Raw genomic sequence first — 18,512 nt, 5'->3', positions numbered from 1 at the left:
CGGTATTCTTCCCCTGATAAGATCAAGCCAGTAATAATAACAATGGGCTGAATGATGCTAACGAAAAACATACCCTATTACGCGAGATACGCAGGTGTTGGGCTGCTGCTCTCTGCCGCTGCGGTACAGGCCGATATTTCCGGCAAAGTTTTCCACGATTTCAACGCCAACGGTACATTCGATACCGGTACAAGTTTCAACGAAGTTGGGATGGCGGGTGTTACCGTCAAAGCGTTTGATGCAACAGGTGCACAAGTTGGCACGGCAGCGACTACCAACGCAGATGGCAGCTATACCCTAACAGGTTTAACCGCAAGCACGGATTACCGCGTGGAATTTTCGTGGGCGCAAAGCTGGCTCAAGCCGGGGACAGCGGGCGGCACTTCGGTACAGTTTGTCAAGGATGGCACCACTGGCGTGAATATGGCCGTTGGTAATCCAGGGCAATATTGCCAATCCAACCCGACGATAGTGACATCGGAACTCATGTCAGGCGCAAGCAATCAAGCATCTACTTTCCGCAGCATTCTCGGCTGGCCTTACGATGCATCAGGCACAGTGGCAGCTAATCCCGGCGTTATCACCACACTGTCTAATAAAAATCAAACTGGGGCGGTGTATGGGCTTGCCTACAGCCGGACAGAGAAGCGGCTATTTGCCTCCGCTCTCCTGAAGCGCCACGTTGGGTTATTGGGCAGTGATGCAGGTAATTTGGGAGCTATTTATGCAGTTGACCCTTTTTCCGGGGTAGCTAATGCAAGTCTGTGGCTAGATGTGACGACGCTTGGCATCAATGTTGGTGCTATTGGCTCTGATACTGCTCGTGGTCTGGGAGCATATGATTCTGCAAGCCACGATGATGACGCTTTTGATGCAGTCGGGAAGCGTGGTATCGGTGATATTGAGATTAGTGATGATGAAAAAACTATCTATTTCACCAATCTATATGATAAAAAAGTTTATGCCATTGACATAGCAAGTAAAAGTCTTTCGGGTAGTTGGACAATTACAGGTGTGGATTGCGGCACGTATTCGCCAGACCATTTGAGGATTAATTCGGGTTCTGAAACTAATTTTACAGATAGCAAAGGCCACACATGGCTAGCGGATGTCATGTACCGGCAATCTTGGAAATATTCCAATGCAGCGGTTATTGACACGGCAAGCAATGCAATTACGGGTACTAGCGATGCTGGTTTGTATGCAACTTACAATAGCACAAAACATAGTAATACTGCGATTTCTTATAATATCCCGGTTAAAACTGGGACAACCTACACCATTAAGTTACATTTTGCGGAGCCAACAAAAACTGCTGCCGGTCAACGTACTTTCAATATTGACATTGAAAATGTGAATGTTACCAGTGGTTTTGATATTTTTTCTGAGGCGGGTGGGAAAAATAGGGCGATTGTCAAAACCTTTACAGGGCAAGTCGTTTCCGCAGACGGTGTACTGAATATTGATCTATTGAAACCCGGAGCAGTCGAAGCAGATCGAGCTATTATTTCTGGCGTGGAAGTCATTAATGAAAACCCTGCTGCTATTAATGTTGCTGCTGGGGAGTATCGGCCTTTTGGTCTTAGTTTTCATAATGGTTCAGTATTTGTAGGTGGAGTATGTACAGCGGAAACTTCACAAAATGAAGATCAGATGCAAGGGTTTGTTCACCGGATTGATGCTGGCGGCGCTGCTACACGAGTCCTCAACTTCCCACTAAATTATACAAAAGCTAATGTTTACAGCACTGATGCACAAGCCAAAGGTTGGCATCCTTGGGTATCTGGAATGGCTGGTATGAAGAATGACGGACCCGATATGGCCACGTATCAGCAACCTATCCTTGCGGATATTGAGTTTGATGAGCAGGGTTACATGATCCTTGGGTTTATAGACCGCTTGGCACTTCAACTTGGGAAAAGAAATTATGGCGTTTCTGGTGAGCAAGGTGTGTTAATTACAGGCGAGGCTGGCGGTGATATTTTGATGGCAGCCCCTAATAGCGACACTAGCTATACATTGGAAAACAATAAAGTGGTTGGGCTTAGAATGGGGAGTGGCAGCAATAATCAAGGACCAGGTGGCTCAGAGTTTTTCAATGATACCATTAGAGGCGGGCATAACGAGCAAATATTGGGTAGTCTGATACTGTTGCCCGGCTCTGGTGAAGTTGCTGCTACAGGATATGCATTGTTAAATGACTATGATAATGGCGTTGCTTTTTTATCAACGACTAACGGCAACTATGTTGACCGCTTCCAGGTTGCTTTACCAAGTGTTGTTGGCAAGTCTGGAGGACTTGGTGATATTGAAATGTTGTGTGACCCAGCACCTATCGAAATTGGCAACCGTGTGTGGCATGACATTGACAGCGATGGTATTCAGGATGCAGATGAACCAGGCATTGATTCCGTCGAAGTCAAGCTGTTTTGCGGTTCATCGGGTACAGAGTGGGCAACGACAACCACGTCAAACGGTGGTTTATTCCGTTTTACCAATGCAGCCGGTGGCAATGCGCTGTTCATGGACTATGGCGAAGATTGTACCCTGTGGGTGGACAATAACCAGATAGCACTTTCTACTTATAGTCTGACTGATCAGGATGCCGATAACATCACCGATAACAACGCCCTGACAGACTTGCGTGATTCGGATGCTGCGACGAATGCAAGCATGGCAGAAATTAAATTTACTGTCGGCAAAGCAGGTGAAAACAACCACACGCTGGATTTTGGTTACAAACCTACGCCTAATGAAACCCGTAGCATCGGCAACCGTGTCTGGTTCGACACCAATAACAATGGTACGGCTGATGTGGGGGAATCCCCTGTAGGCGCTGGCGTTAAGCTGGAACTGAAAAATGCCGCAGGCGATGTCCTGCAATCGGCCACTACTGATGCCAACGGGCATTACGTCTTCGCAGGGTTGGCATATTCGCCCACAGGCTACCAAGTCTGCCTGACGGCGGATAACTTTACAGCAGGCGGGTTATTGGAAAACCATGAGTCCAGTACCGGGTTCACCGACCCCAATACCACTGCTGTGGATGGGGATGACAGTGGGGATGATAATGAGAGCGATGGGGTTTGTTCGACCGTAGTAATGCTAGATCACAACGAACCTACTGGAGAACTCGGCATTGACGGTAACTATGATGGCAATGATGGTGCGGGCACATTGGATTTCCTGTCCGACCTGACAGTGGATTTTGGGGTTGTCGCCAGCACGCCCAGTTTTCCACCGCCACCCGGCCCATCTGCCATGAGTTGTACTGCTGACACCCGTCTGGCGACCTCCATCCACGTCAACGGCGATAGCCAAGCCGCAGGCAGTACAGGTGCGAGCGTTAATGGCTTGATTACCTTCGATTACGCTGCCACTGGCGAATTGGCTGCCCCATTTAGCAAGGGTACGGCAGGGCAGGTTGGCTCAGTTTGGGGTTTGGCGTATGACGTAACCCGTAAAAAACTGTATACCTCAGCTTTCCTCAAACGCCATGCCAGTTTTGGCCCTGGCGGTGTCGGTGCTATTTACCAAATGGATGGCAGATCTGCCAGCGCAACGCCAAGCCTGCTGATTGATTTGGCAGCGAATGGTGTGGATTTGGGTAGCAGCCCGCGCACCCTTTCCAATGGCGTGGTGGATGACCCTAACGAATTGCCTGCTGATGCGTCCCAACCCTCATGGGACAGGGATGCCTTTGCCCAAATTGGTAAAATCTCCCTTGGTGACATCGACATCAGTGCGGATGGCAATATCCTGTGGGCGGTCAACCTCAAGCAGCGCGAACTGGTTGAAATCAATCTGACTAACACCACAGTCACTGCCAAACACGCAATCCCCGACCCCGGTTGTAGCAATGGCGAATTCCGCCCTTGGGCGGTCAAGGTACACGATGGCAAGGTCTGGGTTGGCAGCATCTGTTCCGCCGAAACCTCACAGCAAGCGGCTGACCTGAAGGCTTATGTGCAAGCGTTCGATGGCACAACGTTCACTACCGCCACCAGTTTTGCGCTGAACTACCCCAAAGGTAGCGTTGGCAATGGTCCTGGTGATGAAAAATGGCAGCCTTGGACAAGTACTTTCCAAACCCTGGCATCCGGTGAATTTGCCATTTATCCCCAGCCAATCCTCTCTGACATCGAGTTTGATATGGATGGTTCGCTGATTCTGGGTTTCATGGATCGCATGGGGCATCAGGTAGGGGGGGTTAACTACACACCAAACTACCCGGATGACAACACCATGATCCAAGGGCAAACGGGTGGGGACATCATTCGCGTTTGTAACAACGGCGGCAAATACGAACTGGAAAATAACGCCACTTGCACTAGCGGCAGCACAGCAGGCAAAGATAAAGGCCAAGGCCCCGGCAATGGTGAATATTACTGGGGTGAAATGTGGGACTTTAACCCGTGGAATGCCGATGGTGGTTTCCACCAGGAAACCAGCTTTGGTGGTTTGGCCTTCAAAGCCGGTTCAGGTGAAATTGCCCTGACTGCCATGAACCCGCTCAACCCCAACGCCAATGCAGGCGGTGTCATCTGGCTGGATAATGCCACAGGTGGGCGCAGTGCCAACGCAGGCGTACAAGTCTATCGCCAGCAAGGTGCAGGTAGCCCCTACTTTGGCAAGGCTGCCGGTATGGGTGATCTGGAAATCTTCTGTGCAGAAGCTCCCCCCGTCACCCACAGTATTGGCAACCGCATCTGGTTTGATACCAACAACAACGGCACTGCGGATTCCGGCGAGCAGCACGCGGGTAATGGTATCAAGCTGGAACTGAAAGACAGCACAGGCAACGCTGTCCTGCAAACTACCACGACGGACGCCAACGGTCGTTACCTGTTCCACGGTTTGACAGCAGGCAATTATCAGGTCTGCGTTACTGCCGACAACTTTGCCGCAGGCAGCAAGCTGGAAAAATACCGCTCCAGCACCGGTCAAGCCGATACGGAAGGTTCCAGCACAGATGGCACTGACCGGGGTGATGACGACCTCAGCAACGGCAGTTGTTCCACAGTACTGGTGCTGGATGACAAAGAACCGACTGGCGAGTACGGCATCACCGACCAGCAGGACGGTGCAGATGGTCAAGGTACGCCCGACACCCATTCCAACCTGATGGTAGATTTTGGCTTTGTGCCACCGACTGATTTAAAGCTGGTCAAAACCGTGGACAAGGCTTCTGCCAAGCGGGGTGACATGCTCACTTACACGTTAACCCTGAGCAATGAATCCAATACGGTGGCAACCGGTGTCAATGTTACGGACAACCTGCCCGCAGGTGTGGAAATCATGGGCAACCCGGTGGCGAGCCAAGGTTCATTTGACAAGGTTACGCGCATTTGGAATATCGGGACAGTAACGGCAAACAGCACAGTCACGCTGAGTTTGAGCGTTGAAGTAAAATAAGTGACTTTATTATTTACATAATTAAAAACAGGAACTTATGAATGAAAAACAATAAAGGTGGATTGAGCAGTCTGGTGCTGACCTGTTGTGCGGTGGGGATGTTGACAATCGCCAGCCCAACATGGGCAGCCGACATTACCAACTGCGCCCAGGTTTCAGCAGCGGCTGAAACGGATGCGGATTCCCAACCCAATAACCTTGCAGGCACAACACCTGTGCAGGATGACGAATCCTGTGTGCTCGTGCCGCTGGAAATTGTCTACGACTTTGGTGATGCGCCCCAAAGTTACCAAACCACGTTGGCTGATGATGGCGCAAGGCATGAAGTTGTACCCTGGTTGACTCTGGGTAATACCATTGACCATGAATCAACCGGCGTGCCTAGTGCTGCGGCAGACGGTGATGGAACGGATGAGGACGGCGTGAACGTTCCTTCACTGGTCGTTGGTCAGAAAAATATCAAACTGGCTGTGACCGGTGCAACTAACACCACTAGCCAGAACACATTTATTGCTTGCTGGATTGACTACGACAAAAACGGTACGTTTGATGCCAGTGAATACGGCAGTGCAGTATTGCCAGCCAACACACCCAGCTTGGGCGCACCGATCGAAGTATCCATGCCGAATGTGCCATTGACCACCACCGCTGGCGACAGTTATGCCCGCTGCCGTCTGAGTACAGTACAACCCACCGCAGCACAATCCACTGGAGCCTTGCCTGACCCGAGTGGTGTCGCCGGAGACATCGCTGATGGTGAGGTAGAAGATTACCCCATCACCTTTACCGCACAACCTGAGTTCGACGTTGCCTTGATCAAGACAGTCAAAGCAGGGCAGCCTGCCAGCTTCAGTGTTGGTGACACAGTGACTTTTGAAATTGAGGTGCGAAACCAAAGCAGTATCGAAGGCCAAGACATCACGCTCACCGATTACATCCCGGCGGGTTTGACTTTGGCGGCGGCTTCTGCGGCTGAATGGAATGTTGCCGGTAATGTTGCAACCCTGAAAACACCGATTGCTTCACTGGCTGCGACTACTGGTTCTGCCAAAGTCGAAATCAGCTTCACCATTGACAGCAATGCGGCACTTGGTGAGCTGACGAATGCAGCGGAAATCAGTGCCGTCAGTGCAGAAGACAGCAATGGCAACCCATTACAGGATAAAGACTCCACAGCGGATGCGACCAACAGTGACACCGTGAAAGATGACGAAATCAATGAAAACGGTAAGGCAGATCCTGCTAATGACGAAGACGACCACGACATTGCCAAGATCACCATTACACCTAAAGTAGACGTTGAGTTGAGCAAAACGGTGAAAGATGACCAAGGTGCTGACATTACCAATGTCCGTCGTGGTCAGTCAGTGGTTTACACCTTATCTGCGGTCAACAAAGGGCCAAACAACGCCAGTGGGGTGGTTGTCACTGACGTATTGCCAGCCAACTTGGTGTATGTTGCTCCTGCCGTAGCTGATCCTGCGGTTGTTTATGATGCCGGTACACATACCATTGTCTGGACAATTGGTAACATGGTAGCCAACGCCCCAGCTAAAACAGTTGCGATTACCGCTACTGTAAAATAAGGCTGGGTAAAAAGGCTATTCCTGTCATACCACCCACGCAGCGACAGGGTTTCCGTTTAGTGAAACTCTGTCGCCATCTCTATTGCTATGCTCCCCACAAGTCTGCGGTGTCGAGATGTCGGGGTCATGTGCTGCGCCAGAAGTTAGCTGCCGTCATTTCGGCAAAAAGTATAGCGGCTAGGTGTTGTTGCTGAGGTGGCTACCGTTCTTCGGATTTGATTTGAGTATCGTGGGTAACTGAATCTACAATGCCTGATTATTGAAAATAATAAATATTAATTATGCGCAGGGCATATCATGACCTACAAAAAGCTAGTTTTATCAACGTCTTTTTCTGGACAGGGTAAGTTGCAACAAGCCATTCAAAGTACGGTGCTGGCATGTTCGTTGATTGGCGTTGCGGTGTTGGCGGGTGCAAATCCAGTGTGGGCTGATTTGCCACTCTTGCAGGGACAAGCGATTACCACACATTTTTCTGGCACAAATAACAATACCTGGTCTCCCTTATTGGAAGGCAAGGTATTGACCGTACTAGATATTCGCGATCCGGTTGCCAATAGCGCACCCTTCGCTCTGCCGGGGCCAACTAACTGGACTGTTCCGCGCTACCAACATGCATCATGGGATGCTGCTACTTTAGGGGAAGTCTTTGGTTTGGCACTGGATACCAGTAAGGCCCAACCCGATATTTATGTGATCAGTAGCTCTAGTACATATTTTGGCAATACCGCTTTTAACATGACACCTGGTTCATTGGCTAACGGCTATGGCGGGGTTTTTAAAATTGACGGTATCAGTGGAGCAGCCTCGCTCTTGGTTAATCTACCTAATACCACATTTTCAGCATATGGCTATACCCGTTATGCGGGTTTGGCACAAATTGCCGCCAACCCAAACGCAAGAAGTCTGTACGTAGCGAACTATGAGGATGGCAAAATTTATGTCATCAGTATGGATACGGGTGCAACGCTGGAAACCTTTGATCACGGTACACAAGCCGCCAGCCCCACGATCACGGATGATGGTACGGCTGGGTTTACCCAGTTAGGTCGACGGATCTCTGCGGTTCAATATAATCCGGTTGAGCAACGCTTGTACTATTCCGTATGGGCATCTGATGGCAACAAAATCTGGTCGGTTCCGGTCGCCAGCAACGGTACTACCAACGGTGCGGCACGTTTTGAATTGTCTTACGCTTCACCCAGTTGGTCTGGGTCAAACCACGCGGTTATTACCGATATTGCTTTCAGCAAAGACGGGCAGCGGATGCTTGCAGCAGAAATGCCCATCAGTGGTGGAAGTTACGCCAGAAGTTCCCATTATACGACAGGTATCGAATGGGTCGGATCAGGTGGGAGTTGGGCATTAAACAACAGTTTGGAAAGTGGGAATGGCACTATTGCTGTCGGCTTATACGGAGGCAAAATTAATGCGGCCGGTTCAGTCTCTTATGGTCACAATAACTACGGTATCAATGCCGGGGCTAGTGAGCCGTGCGAAGACGCTTTCGTGTTGATGGGCGATGCCCTGCATTTTCCTTCACCATTCATTTACGGCATACAAATTAGCCCTTTGACGGGTTCGACGACAGCTACGTTGGGGCAAGATGATTACGTTGTCGACTTGGAAAACAATGTCGGTTCTAATGAAAATATGGATAAATCTGGTTTGGGCGATGTGGAAGTTTTAAGTGGTTGTTCTGTACCTCCTCCTCCTACCCATAGCATTGGCAACCGTGTCTGGTTTGATACCAACAACAACGGCATTGCTGATTCCGGCGAGCAGCACGCGGGTGATGGCATCAAGCTGGAACTGAAAGACAGCACAGGCAATACTGTCCTGCAAACCACCACGACGGACGCCAACGGTCGCTACCTGTTCCACGGTCTGGCGGCAGGCAGCTATCAGGTTTGTGTTACCGCCGACAACTTTGCCGCAGGCAGCAAGCTGGACAAATACAAATCCAGTACAGGCTTTAGTGATGCTAACACGACCACTGTAGATGGTGATGACAGCGGTGATGATGATGCCAGTAATGGCGTTTGCTCTACAGTGGTTACACTGGATGCTACCGAGCCAACCAGCGAGTATGGCATTACTGACCAACAGGATGGTGCAGATGGTCAAGGCACGCCAGACACACACTCCAACCTGACGGTTGACTTTGGCTTTGTGCCGCCGATTGACCTGAAACTGACTAAAACCGTGGACAAGGCGGCAGTCAACCGTGGTGGCACGCTCACTTACACCCTGACACTCCACAATGATGGGCCAGCCAAGGCTACAGGTGTGCAAGTGACCGACAAGCTGCCAGCAGGTGTAAGCTGGGTCAGTGATGACGGGGCTGGGGCGTATGACAAGGATACCGGTACATGGACTGTTGGTGAGATTGAAAATGGTGCTGACAAGCTATTGAAGATTACAGTAACCGTGAACTAATCATAAAAATGATCCCTTCGCTTGAACGATAATGTAGAACAAAGAGAGCTATAACGATGAAAAAAATGACCAACCTGAAAGCGATGCTTCTGACCATGTGTGCTGTCGGAGTATTGTCAGCAGCCAACCAGTCTTGGGCTGCCACAGAAGTTGCCAACTGCGCACAAGTGACGGCGACTACCGAGGCAGACACTGATTCCACGCCAAACAACAAAGCCAGCGATGCGGATATTCTTGCAGCAGTCACTGCCAAACCTACGCCGACCAATGAAGATGATGAGGCGTGCGCAATCCTGACGGTCGAGTCGATTTACGATTTCGGGGACGCTCCCAAGGAATACGGTACATTGCTGGCAGACAGCGGTGCGCAACATGAAATCATCCCCGGTCTGAAACTAGGTGCTACCGTTGACGAAGAAGCTGATGGTCAAAACAGTTCGGGTGCAACGGGTGATGGCGTGGACGAAGACGGTGTTACCATTCCAACCCTGATGGATGGTCAGGCAGTCACACTTGAAGTGAAAGCTACCAATACGCTGGGTAAAGATGCGGCTGTTGCCTGCTGGATCGACTACGACAAGAGTGGCACATTCGATTCCACTGAATATGGTAGCGGTACAGTTACTGCTGGCAGCACCGATGCAACGGTCAACGTGAACATGCCTGCTGTACCCGCAAATGCCAGCACCGCTATGCCGGATGGCACATTTGCCCGTTGCCGTTTGACTACCGATGTCATTGATGGAACCAAAGCAACTGGCCTGCTGGCAGATGGCGAGGTGGAAGACTACAAAGTGACCTTTACTGCCCAACCTATCTTCGACCTAGCATTGGTCAAGCGTCCGGCAGATGGTCAGGCTACCACGCTCAAGCCAGGTGATGCGGTCAAGTTCACCATTGAAGTTTCCAACCAGGGTACGGTAGATGCGAAGGATGTGGTCGTAACTGATTATATCCCGACCGGTCTGACCCTGAATGATGCCAACTGGACCGACAACGCCGATGGCACTGCAACCCTGACAACAGCTATTGCCAGCATTCCGGCAGGTACCTCAGCTTCTGTTGACATTATCTTCAAGGTTGCTGATACCGCTACCGCAGGCAAACTGACCAATACGGCAGAAATCAGCGCAGCCAAGGACAAGGATGGCAACCCGGCTACTGACAAGGATTCCACACCTGATGCAGACAAGGGTAATGATGCAGTGGTCAAGGATGATGTGATCAACGAAGACGGCAAGAATGGTGGTGATGAAGATGACCACGACATAGCTGAAATCACTGTAGCGCCTGATGCGAAAGTCGACATCAATCTGACCAAGGCAGTCACTGACGACAAGGGTAGCCCGATCACGACCGCACGCCGTGGCCAGAGCGTTGTGTATGTTCTCACTGTCATCAACGATGGCCCGGATAATGCCACCAACGTTACGGTGAAAGATGCGCTGCCAGCCAGCCTGCAATATGTCTCCGATGATAGCGCAGGCAAGTATGACCAAGCGTCCGGTATCTGGACGGTGGGTGATATGGCAGTGGGTGCAGCCGGTAGCAAAGTGCTGAAGATCACGGCAACCCTCAAGTAAACCGCGCTCAGGTTGAAGAGAAACGGCTGGCGGTATTCAGGACCGCCAGCCTAGGCAAGCCGTACAGCACGCACGAACAATTAGAAAAATTATAAATATCCAAGGCATTATCATGAAAATAACCAAGCTGTCCTTGTGCATCTCCATGGTTGGTGTGCTGGCAACACTACCCGTTGCCTATGCCAACGAAGTTGTTACCAACTGTACCCAGGTATCCTCGGTGGAAAATGGCGACACTAATGCCTCCAATAACGAGTCATGTGCAGCCCTGACTATTCCGTTTGATTACGGTGATGCACCTGATCCTTCCTTTGTTACCCTGTCAGCCAGTGAGGGTGCACGCCACCAGTTGGGGACAGGTGTCTATCTGGGTAAGTGTGTGGATGCTGACTCGGGCTTGTTGCAAGGTTCAGCCAGTGCGGACGATGGCGATGAAGGCCAGCCGGTATACGGTACGTGTGATACAGATGCTTTTGGCAAAAAAGATGATGAAGACGGCATGGCTATCGGCGAACTGCGCGTTGGTGATGCCAAGGTTGTGGTACAGGCGACTGCCAGTGCTGCCTGCAAACTGAATGCTTGGGTAGACTGGAACCAGGATGGCAGTTGGGGTGGTTCCGGTGAGCAAATTTTTTACGATAAACCGCTTGATGCAGGTGTAAACAATCTCACGCTGGATGTTCCCGCCTTTGCCAAGGAAGGGGCTGCTTATGCCCGTTTCCGCTGTTCTACTGAAGGTGGTGACGGCATCGGCGGTGAAGCTGCTGACGGTGAAGTGGAAGATTATGCATTGACCATTCTGCCGCCGAAAGTGGTGGAGGAAGCCGTTTCTGTCGGTGACTATATCTGGATTGATGACAACAAAAACGGTCAGATTGATCATGGCGAGCAAGCGCTGGAGGGAGCAATCGTCACGTTGCTACATGCTGATGGGACAGTCGTGGAGCGGGATGGTCTGGCATTGTCAGTTTCCATCGGTAGTGATGGCTACTATTTGTTCGATAAGCTGCCGGAAGGTGATTACATGGTGCGTGTAGAGCCACCAGCAGGTTATCAGGTTACGGTAGGTGGTGCAGGTGTGGATGATGATCCTTCCAATACTGACAATAACTGTCAGGTGGTCGGTGCACATATCCAGACCCAGCAGTTTAACCTGACAGCGGGTCAGGAACCTGATATGGCAGCAGATGGCAATGATACCAACAGTAACCTGACTGTTGATTGCGGTTTCTACAAGTCGGTAGTTGAGCCGGGTGCTGTAGTGGCTGTTGGCAACCTTGTATGGCTTGATGAGAACGGCAATGGTATTCAGGACGTGGGTGAAAAAGGCTTGCCGAATGCGGTTGTCACCCTGACGGATGCAGCCGGGAACGGTGTTACGGATGCCAACGGCAAGCCAGTCGGCTCTTACACCACAAGTAATGACGGCTTATACAGCTTCAACAATCTGCTTGAGGGTGACTATATCGTAACGGTTGCACCACCAGCAGGTTACAGTCTGACCAAGGGTGGAGCTGACCCGGATGAAGATGAATCCAATACCGACAGCAATTGCAAGGTAGTGGATGGTCGTTTCCAGACGGCGGCAATCACTCTGACTGCTGGCAAAGAGCCGGATGCCAAGGTGGACGGTGATGATGCCAACAGCAACAGTACGGTGGATTGCGGCATGATTCGTCCGGTCAATCTGGGTAGCCGTATCTGGATCGACCTGGATGGCAATGGTAAGCAGGATGGTGGTGAGCCGGGTGTTCCGGGTGCGTTGATTACCTTGCTGACCCCGGATGGTCAGCCGGTCAAAGACCTGTTTGGCAACCCTGTTGCACCGCAAACCACAGATGCGGATGGCAAATACCTGTTTACCGATCTGCGTGAAGGTTCCTACGTGGTCAAGGTCACGCCACCGCCAGGTTATTTGCCAACCATCGTGGTCAAAGATCCAAACAACGATGACGGCAACGACAGCAACGGCATTCCGACTGGTGATGGCAGCGTTATCAGCCAGCCGCTCAGCCTCAAGTGGGGTGAGGAACCTGATGATGGCGGTGCAACCAATACCACGCTGGGCTTTGGTTTTGTGGCAAACCTGCAAATCCCGACCCTTAGTGAGTGGGGTGTGCTGCTCATGAGCATGTTGCTGGCTACAGCCGCCTTCTTCCGCCGCCGCCGGGAAGACTGATTGGGTAATTTCCCTGCCTGACCCTCCGCCCGTAAAGGGTGGAGGGATTGCAGTGGTAACTACCGAACCTGCACCTTCACCAACTCCTCCCCATCCGGGTCAGTGACATGCACCGCGCAGGCAATGCACGGGTCAAAACTGTGGATGGTGCGCAGGATTTCGATCGGTTGTTTCGGGTCGTGCAGGGCGTGACCTGCCAGCGAAGCCTCATACGCCCCCGCCTGATTTTTGGTGTCACGCGGCCCAGCGTTCCATGTGCTGGGAACGACCGCCTGATAGTTGGCGATCTTCTGGTCTTCGATCACGATCCAGTGCGCCAATGCACCACGCGGAGCTTCCATGAAACCCACCCCTTGCGCTTTGGAAGGCCAACTGGACGGCTCCCACAGCGTTTCATTGAAGGTTTTGGTGTCACCCGCCTTGATATTGGCAAGCAGGTTGTTGAACCACGTTTGCATATTGTCGGCGATGACCTTGGTTTCCAGCGTGCGGGCAGCGGTGCGCCCCAAGGTGGAATACAGGGCTTCGATCGGTGCATCCAGATACTTCAGGGTGTAATCGACCAGTTCCTTGGTGTGTGCGTGACCTTTGGTGTACAGCATCAGCACGCGGGCGAGTGGCCCGACTTCGACTGGCTGACCTTTCCAGCGTGGGGACTTCAGCCAGGAGTAAGACTGGTCAACGTCAAGCTGCTTATACGGCGGTTTCGGCCCGGTGTAGTTCAACTCGGTTTCACCCGCGTAAGGGTGCAAGCCCTTGTCTTTGCCATCGCTGTAGTCGTACCACGAGTGGGCGACGAATTCCTGAATCTGGTCGTCGGCACTCAGGTCAACCGGGTGGATTTCCGCGAGATTGCGGTTGAGGATCACGCCGGACGGGATCAGGAACGACGCCGGGTCATCCATGCCTTTTTCCGGGAAATCGCCGTAAGTCATGAAGTTGCCCAAACCTTCGCCCTGTGCAAACCAGTCCTTGTAGAAGCTGGCGATGGCGAGGGTATCCGGGACGTACACCTTGTCGACGAATTCCTGCATTTTCTTGATGATGTCCTGCACCTGCGCCAGCCGTTCCATATTGATGGCGGAATCGGAATTCAGGTCAATCGGGCAGGGAACGCCACCGACGAGGAAGTTGGGGTGCGGGTTCTTGCCGCCAAAAATGGTGTGCAATTTCACCACATCACGTTGCCAGGCAAGCGCTTCTAAGTAGTGGGAAACCGCCATCAGGTTGGCTTCTGGTGGCAGCTTGTAAGCAGGATGCCCCCAGTATGCCTTGGCGAAAATGCCCAGTTGCCCGGCTTCGACAAACTTTTTCAGCTTGGCTTGCTGGTCGGCGAAATACCCGGCGGAGGAATTCGGCCAAGTCGGGGAAATCTTTTGCGCGAGATCGGAAGTCGCCTTCGGGTCGGCTTTGAGCGCGGATACCACATCCACCCAGTCGAGCGCGTGCAAATGGTAGAAGTGCATCACGTGGTCATGCACGTATTGCGCCGCGATCATCAGGTTGCGGATTAGTTGCGCATTGGGCGGAATCTTGTATTTCAACGCATCTTCCACCGAGCGCACCGATGCCAGCCCGTGTACCAGTGTGCATACGCCGCAGATGCGTTGCGCATACGCCCAGGCGTCACGCGGGTCGCGCCCACGCAGGATGATTTCAATACCGCGTACCATCGTCCCGGCGGAATACGCCTGCTCAATGGTGTTGCCGTTCATTTGCGCTTCAATGCGCAAGTGGCCTTCGATGCGGGTGATGGGGTCTACAACGACACGTTCAGTCATTTTAGTATCCTCAAATGTCGTTCAGGAACTGCTCAAGGAGGCGGTACTGTGCTTCGCTTTCCTCGTGCATGGATTCGTCGGAGGCATCAATTTGCTGGCAGGTACGTGCCATCCGCGCATTGGCGGCGGCTTCCCACGCCGGGGCTTTGGCCTGTTTGTCCGGTGCTACCAGTGCGGCAGCGGCACGGGCAACAAAGTAACCGGCTTGTGCCTGCCAGTCGCTGTCTTCGCCGCAACGGGTGTGGCTGTCGAGCGCGGCAGCCTTGGCTTGGCGGAAGGCTAATGCCAGTTCGTCGGCGGTTGCATCGGCATTGGCTGCTACGTCCACCGCCTTGCTGACCACTGGATTGAAGGCCAGCACGTGGCGCACAAAAGCAGCACCCACCCGGCGTTGTTGCCCCACCTCCAGCTTGTCGAGTGCTTGCCGGAAATCGCTGTCATTGCTGATCATGCTGCACCTCCTTCACGTTCCACCAGATGTTCGGCAATCATTTCCGTCAGGCCGACCACCGGAATATCCATCTGGTTAACTTCCAGACCTTCTTCCAACTGGATGCGGCAGTTGGCGCAAGCTGTCACCAGCGTATCCACGCCCAGTTCATCCAGTTGCTTTTTCTTGCGCAAAAAAGCCTTCATTTTGACTTCTTCGGCATCTTCGTTGGCAGAGACACCACCGCCCGCGCCGCAACACCAGTTGAGCGTGCCGCAATCGGACATTTCGACGAAGTTTGTCGCCACCATGTTGAGCAGGTTGCGTGGCTGCTGCACCACACCACCACGGCGTACCAACTGGCACGGGTCGTGGAAGGTGAGCTTGGCATCTTCCATGCCTTCGGTTTGCAGCAAGCCCTGTTCGCGCAATTCGTCCAGTACTTCGACAATGTGCTTGGCAGCGAAAGTGTAAGGCCGCCCGATCAGGTTGGGGCCTTCCCAGCGCAAGGCGGTGTAGGCGTGACCGCATTCGGGGCTGATCACCGTTTTGACCTTGAGCTTTTCGGCGGCATTGACCACCCGGCTGACTAGTTCCCGTGCGATGTCGGACGAACCAATCTGGATGCCGGAGTTGGTGGCTTCAAAGCAATCGCTGCTCAATGTCCAGGTTTTACCGGCATTGGTGAGGATTTTGGCAACCGCACCCAAATATTCCGGGTAGTTCATGATTTCCATCGACGACAGCATCAGCAGGTATTCCGCGCCTTCCTTGTCGAAAGGCACTGCCATGCCGGTGGATTTTTCCAGCCGTTTCACTTGCGCTTGCAAGGCGGGCAGTTTTACCCCCATCGGGCTACCGATGGTGACAGCACGGGTGGAAGCACCAATCAAGCCTTCGGGGGCGTGACCGGAAGCCACCATGCCTTCGCGCATCTTGCGGATCATGTAGGTGATGTCATTACCCACCGGGCAAATCAGGGTGCAGCGCCCGCACAGGGAACAATTGTTGTACACCAGCTCCTGCCATTCGGCGAGGTCGGCGTCGGTCACTGGTTTGCTCAAGCCTAGTCTGGCCTTGAGTTTGCCGATCAGGGTGTATTCCTGTTCCCACACCCGGCGCAACGGTTCGAGCTTGTAGATCGGGGTATGGCGCGGGTCGGGGTTTTCGGTGTAGAACAAACAGGCTTCCGCACACATCCCGCACGACACGCAGGAGGAAAAGAAGCTGGCCATGGGCGCGTCAATCTGCGCCTTGAAAGCATTGATGCCGCGTTCGAGTGTCAGTGCGCTCATGATTTCACCCCCCGCATCCCCATGGATGCACCGTTATACCAGCGGGACAGGAACACCGTGAAAGTGTGCATCAGCTTGGTGAAGGGGAACAGCACCATCAGCACTTCCACACTCAAGATGTGCAACCCTAACATCAGCGAGGGCGACAACAGCAAATGGTGATAAGCCATGTAGCCAGTTAGCACTGGGATAAATGTTGCTGCCCATACCACGTAATCACCTTTGGTAGAGAGAAAACGTTTAACCGGATGGGTCAAGCGGTGTACCAGCACTGCCAGCAAGCCCAGCATGGTAATGACTGCAAACGCATCCACCACCGGAGTCGACAGGTTAGGCCAGCCGAAACCCAGCACGGTTTTGAACACTTCAATATGCGCTGCCAGCAGGAAAATCACCACAAACAGGCCGATGTGGAATACATAACCTGCCACGATGGTGAACATCGAACGCTGGAAGGTGGCCTTGTCTGGTACGGAACGGCGAAGGATTTCACGCAAACCGCCCTGCATCGGGTCGCCTTTAGGGACAGCGAAATTGTGCTTGCGCCCCAAGGAAAGGATTTCAAACAGGCGTAACACCAGCCCCAACACAAAAATGATCGTTGCCGCAGCAAACAGCGGCCCTTTGACCAGTGACAGGAAATCGACTTCGTTCATGACTGTGACTCCTGATTCAGTTCTTCGACCGTAACGGTTTTGTGCGCCGTTACCGCGTCGGATTTGGTTTTCTTGTTGAGTGCGCCAATGGCAACCCCGGCAGCAATACCGGCGGCTGCGGCGTACACCACTTTTTCACCCACACTGCCGGTCGGGATCGGCAACGCCCGGTATAGCCCGCCGAAATCCCAGAAACCGGGTTCGGAACAGCCAAGGCAACCGTGACCGGACTGGATCGGGAAGCTCGTCCCCCCGTTCCATTTGGTGGTGGCGCAAGCGTTGTAAGTGACCGGGCCTTTGCAGCCGAGCTTGTACAGACACCAACCGGCTTTCGCACCTTCATCATCGAAGGTTTCCGCAAACAAGCCGCGCTCATAGAATGGGCGGCGGTAGCAACGGTCGTGGATGTTTTGCCCGTAAAAAGCCTTCGGACGCCCCAAACTATCCAGTTCCGGCAAACCGAAGGTCAGGAAGTGGGCAATCACGCCAGTAATCACTACCGGGATGGGTGGGCAACCGGGTACGTTGATAATCGGTTTGTCCTTGATGATGTCGGATACGGACACTGCACCCGTCGGGTTCGGGTCAGCTTTGGGCAAGCCGCCGTAAGCGGAACACGTTCCCACCGCCACGATGGCGGCTGCTCCTGCGGCTGCTTCCTTGAGCATATCGAGGTTGCTGATACCGGCGATGGTGGAATAGCCGGGGTTATCCAGCGGAATCGAACCATCGACCACCAGCACGTATTTGCCGTAGTGTTCTTTCATTGCCTCTTCGCGGGCATGTTCGGCGGCATCACCGGATGCAGCCTGCAAAGTGTGGTGGTAATCAAGCGAAATCGCGTCGAAGATCAGCCCTTCAATGCTGGGGCTGTGCGAACGGGTGATGGATTCGGTACAGCCAGTGCATTCCTGGAAAGACAGCCAGATCACTGAGGGGCGTTTGGCGTTTTCCAATGCTTCAGCGATCTTGGGGATCATGCTGGGCGCAAGAGCCATGCTGGAAGCCAGTAGCCCGCAGAATTTTAGGAAACCGCGCCGCGAAATGCCCTGCGCTCGCAGGTGTTCGCCGACGGTTTGTGTGTGTAGGGTTATATCAGCCATGCTTTTTCCCTCCTTATCCCTTGCGGGATGACAGTATGGCCTGTT

General features: G+C 52.7%; 10 protein-coding genes. 5 read left to right on the top strand and 5 right to left on the bottom strand.

Going from position 1 to position 18,512, the window contains the following annotated elements; genetic code table 11:
- Window positions 1-51: 51 nt before the first annotated feature.
- From B2U47_RS06995 to B2U47_RS06975, 5 genes are all read left to right on the top strand, one after another.
- Complete coding sequence (locus tag B2U47_RS06995) at window positions 52-5,415, top strand: SdrD B-like domain-containing protein (RefSeq protein ID WP_296675185.1); 5,364 nt, start codon at window positions 52-54, stop codon at window positions 5,413-5,415.
- 41 nt (window positions 5,416-5,456) lie between these two features.
- The gene (locus B2U47_RS06990; RefSeq protein WP_296675186.1) at window positions 5,457-7,001 is read left to right on the top strand and encodes a DUF11 domain-containing protein; all 1,545 of its coding nucleotides are present in this window, start codon (window positions 5,457-5,459) and stop codon (window positions 6,999-7,001) included.
- A 297-nt stretch (window positions 7,002-7,298) separates the two neighbouring features.
- Window positions 7,299-9,440: an SdrD B-like domain-containing protein gene (locus B2U47_RS06985; RefSeq protein ID WP_296675188.1), complete on the top strand. Its 2,142-nt coding sequence runs from the start codon at window positions 7,299-7,301 to the stop codon at window positions 9,438-9,440.
- Window positions 9,441-9,496: 56 nt separating this feature from the next.
- The gene (locus tag B2U47_RS06980) at window positions 9,497-11,023 is read left to right on the top strand and encodes a DUF11 domain-containing protein (protein WP_296675192.1); all 1,527 of its coding nucleotides are present in this window, start codon (window positions 9,497-9,499) and stop codon (window positions 11,021-11,023) included.
- A 112-nt stretch (window positions 11,024-11,135) separates the two neighbouring features.
- Window positions 11,136-13,202 carry an IPTL-CTERM sorting domain-containing protein gene (locus tag B2U47_RS06975; RefSeq protein WP_296675194.1) on the top strand — a complete coding sequence of 689 codons (2,067 nt, stop codon included), beginning with the start codon at window positions 11,136-11,138 and terminating at the stop codon, window positions 13,200-13,202.
- Window positions 13,203-13,261: 59 nt separating this feature from the next.
- On the opposite strand, the gene B2U47_RS06970 is transcribed toward B2U47_RS06975, so the two are convergent.
- From B2U47_RS06970 to B2U47_RS06950, 5 genes are read right to left on the bottom strand one after another with little or no spacing between them, the layout of a single operon-like run.
- The gene (locus B2U47_RS06970) at window positions 13,262-14,983 is read right to left on the bottom strand and encodes a nickel-dependent hydrogenase large subunit (RefSeq protein ID WP_296675196.1); all 1,722 of its coding nucleotides are present in this window, start codon (window positions 14,981-14,983) and stop codon (window positions 13,262-13,264) included.
- Window positions 14,984-14,993: 10 nt separating this feature from the next.
- Window positions 14,994-15,434 carry a hypothetical protein gene (locus tag B2U47_RS06965; RefSeq protein ID WP_296675199.1) on the bottom strand — a complete coding sequence of 147 codons (441 nt, stop codon included), beginning with the start codon at window positions 15,432-15,434 and terminating at the stop codon, window positions 14,994-14,996.
- Window positions 15,431-16,708 carry a (Fe-S)-binding protein gene (locus B2U47_RS06960; RefSeq protein ID WP_296675201.1) on the bottom strand — a complete coding sequence of 426 codons (1,278 nt, stop codon included), beginning with the start codon at window positions 16,706-16,708 and terminating at the stop codon, window positions 15,431-15,433. The genes B2U47_RS06965 and B2U47_RS06960 overlap by 4 nt, the downstream gene beginning before the upstream one ends.
- On the bottom strand, window positions 16,705-17,364 hold the full coding sequence (locus B2U47_RS06955) for a hypothetical protein (RefSeq protein ID WP_296675204.1): 660 nt from the start codon (window positions 17,362-17,364) through the stop codon (window positions 16,705-16,707). The genes B2U47_RS06960 and B2U47_RS06955 overlap by 4 nt, the downstream gene beginning before the upstream one ends.
- On the bottom strand, window positions 17,361-18,467 hold the full coding sequence (locus tag B2U47_RS06950) for a hydrogenase small subunit (protein WP_296675206.1): 1,107 nt from the start codon (window positions 18,465-18,467) through the stop codon (window positions 17,361-17,363). Before B2U47_RS06950 ends, B2U47_RS06955 begins: the two co-directional genes overlap by 4 nt.
- Window positions 18,468-18,512: the final 45 nt, after the last annotated feature.

Source organism: Thiothrix sp. UBA5583 (genome assembly GCA_002425225.1).
GTDB classification, from domain to species: Bacteria; Pseudomonadota; Gammaproteobacteria; order Thiotrichales; family Thiotrichaceae; genus Thiothrix; species Thiothrix moscowensis.
Note: the sequence above shows the minus strand (reverse complement) of the source record. Positions and strands in the feature narration are given on the sequence as shown.